We start from the raw sequence: 3,213 nt of genomic DNA, 5'->3' as shown, positions 1-3,213 counted from the left end.
TCACAGAGGCCTCACCCCCAGCCCCTCTCCGAATGGAGAGGGGAGTAGTATGTGAGGTTACCCCTTTTGGCCTGCTGATAGAAGGAGAAAGGCTGCTAAACATTTGGAGGACATGTAGGGGTATCTCGGTGATTACTCCCCTCTCCATTCGGAGAGGGGTTGGGGGTGAGGCTTTCTGTTGGCTGTAAGGTTCTGTGATATCGGTTGACTTAATGTCTCTGTGGGCCTTTGTGTGTTCTGTTCTTCTGTGTTCTTCTGTGAGAAATAGAATACACCCTCGCTATGAGATGTCACACAAACAAATCGCTGGGGAGTTTTTTCTCTCACAGAGCCCACAGAGTTAACAGAGCCTTTTTGCGCACGTTTCGAGCCCACAGAGGGCCTTCGGCATACAGAGAACACAGAGCGTTTCAGCTTTCGTTGGGTGTGATGTATGTGAGAGAGGAGAGTTCATTTGATGATAAATAATCCTTACAACACACCAAGCTGACAACCCTCACAACACGCATATATCGTTGCCTACAACCGAGGATATAACCCTCAAGAAATCAGTGTGTTACGTTTTGCATTCGAGTATATGCCCTTCTTGCTCGTAGAAGACGCCCTTCTTGACGCAAGAAGGGTATGTTCTTGAACGTAGAAGAGCTTCCTCTTGTTGCATACTCGGCCTTTTCTCGAAAAGAGAAAGGAACAGTCTGTAAAATATCTTGACATTTTCTATTTACATGGTTAGTATTCTTTTACTCAGGGAGGACCTCTTTTTCTCTCACAGAGGAACACAGATGAACATAACACACAGGGTTCATAGAAGGAGCTGGCCCCTCCCCCTTCCCCTCCCCAAAAGGGAGGGGCGTAATCACCGAGATACCCCTATTGAGTGGATGTTGGCTTCGTGATACCTCTTACTGGCAGTCTTGTAGGGGTAACCTCACATTTCACTCCCCTCCCTACGGGGGAGGGGTTGGGGAGGGGCCACCTCCCCACGTGCCGACCCCAGCGTTTGAAAGCGAGTGATAGACGGCCTTTTCGGTGCGAAAAGAATATGTAAAGCAGACGAGATGGGGCACAGCACACATAACTTACTTACTTTTCAAATGGTCAACTCGTGAACTTCTTCCCCAGTTACGATTATTTAAGTAAAATTTTTCGGTATTGCACATATATTGCACAAGCGTCATTTATCTTTGCAGCAACCTTACGTAACAGTCTTCTCCCCAGTAGGCTGTTGCGGTGAGGGACGATGCCACTGCCGCTCGCCGACTTCTCCTACTGACCTACAAAGTGTCACGACTAAACGAGGAGGCAGATAGATGAAACACAGTTATATAACAATCAAAAACACTAAAAGCAATGATGAAAAGAGCGAAAACTATGATGAAGACTACTCATCTCTGGAGTCAAGAGGACGAGGAACAGCTAATAAGAAAGCTCGTGAATAACTTCTGCGACCTTATTAATAGGAGCGAAGAAGAAGGACTGTATTGGACAGGACTGAAGTGCGACCTCATCGAACTTGCTCACATTGTATGGGAGACAGGTCAGCTGACCGACCAGCAGGGTCGGTTGATGGACTTTCAGTCGATTGTGTGGCACATCTGTCGTGTGCTTCACGTGCGTGTCCCGTGCAATCCCTCGTCTGTGGTATCATCCGTTCGGGCACGCAAGAACGTGCGAGTGGGGCCCCTCCGTGAACGCTACCTGCAGTTGATTGTCGATGCAAAGATACAAGACCCGATGCGTCTGGAGATTAGGCGCCGCCGTCGATAACATGTTTGTTCGCCCTTTGTGGTGCTGCTCAGAATCGGTCTGAGCGTACTACAAGAGGCGGACTTATTGTTTGATATAAGTCAATAATTAATCGATAAAGAGATAATTTATGTCGTTTGACTTGCAAGTTATGTGTATTATTGCTAACTTTGCATCGTAATTCAAGAGAAAATTATCTGGTTACAAGGTTTAGTCTTTACAGGTAATAAAAGATTGCTCAGGATTATTCATACAGGAAAGAAGATTTGTTTAGGTTAGTAATAGATTTAGGTTTTTAGTTATATTTTAGGTAAAGATTGTAGATACATTAGCGTCGCGAGACGATAATTATTCGGAGATAACGGTAGAGCGTGGGCTCGGCCGTTTCTTTTTTTAAATGGTTTCGATGATAAAAACACGTTGTCTCTCACAGAGTGTACAGTGGCCTCACCCCCAGCCCCTCTCCGAATGGCGAGAGGAGTGATATGTGAGGTTACCCCTATTGGGCTGCTTACATACTTCGTAAAGGTTTTTCTCTCACAGAGCACACAGAGTTCACTGAGCATTTTTGCGCACAGTTTCGAGCCCACAGAACGCCTCCGGCATACAGAGTTCACAGAGGCCTCACCCCCAGCCCCTCTCCGAATGGAGAGGGGAGTAGTATGTGAGGTTACCCCTACAGGCCTGCTAATAGAAGGAGAAGGGTTGCTTAACATACGGAGGACATGTAGGGGTATCTCGGTGATCACTCCCCTCTCCATTCGGAGAGGGGCTGGGGGTGAGGCTTCTGTTGAGTGTTAGGTGTTGAATGTTAGGTGTTAATAGAGAAATGAAAAAACCTTACAGTTCATTCAGCTAAATATTCTCTAAATAAGAGTATAACGTACTTTATGATTGCTTTTACAACCCACACGAAATCAGAAAGTTGCGAAGAACATTCGAGAATATGCTTTTCTTGCTCCAAGAAGGGCGTCTTCAACATGCAAGAAAGGCATGTTCTCGAATGAAGAAAAGCATCCTTTTGCTCCAAGCTCGGCCTTTCGATGAAAAGAGAGGGGCATGAAAACTGAAATATATTGACAATCACTATTGGAATGTCTAGTGTCTTACTCTTACAGAGGGTGCGTTCTATTTCTCACAGAAAAACACAGATGAACAGAACACATAAAGGTTCATAAAGATAGCGGCCCCTCCCCCTTCCCCTCCCCCGAAGGGAAGGGGAGTGATCACCGAGATACCCCTATGGGCTGGATGAAGGCTGCTCTTGCCTCCTTATTGGTATCTTCATTGGCAGTAACGCTCTGTGATATCTGTATGCCGAAGGCCTTCTGTGAGTTCGAGACAGTGCGCAAATGGGTTCTGTTAAATCTGTGAGTTCTGTGAGAGAAAGAAATACCCTTTGTGAGAGAAGGAACTTTCCAGCGACTCTCATGGGTCTTATCTCAACCAGAGGGTGCATTCTATTTC

The 3,213-nt window shown here is 46.1% G+C and carries 1 protein-coding gene; it reads left to right on the top strand.

The window, feature by feature from the left end; genetic code table 11:
* Window positions 1-1,371: 1,371 nt before the first annotated feature.
* A complete protein-coding gene (locus HMPREF0666_RS00395) occupies window positions 1,372-1,767 on the top strand; it encodes an RteC domain-containing protein (protein ID WP_232214034.1) in 396 nt (131 codons plus the stop codon).
* Window positions 1,768-3,213 lie beyond the last annotated feature (1,446 nt).

Origin of the sequence: Prevotella sp. C561 (assembly GCF_000224595.1) — a bacterium.
Lineage (GTDB): Bacteria > Bacteroidota > Bacteroidia > Bacteroidales > Bacteroidaceae > Prevotella > Prevotella jejuni.
This window is presented reverse-complemented; position numbering and strand designations above follow the sequence as displayed.

Bases quoted from the DNA above. Each gene is read 5' to 3' on its own strand.
- HMPREF0666_RS00395 (WP_232214034.1), top strand. From the start codon at position 1,372: ATGATGAAGACTACTCATCTCTGGAGTCAAGAGGACGAGGAACAGCTA.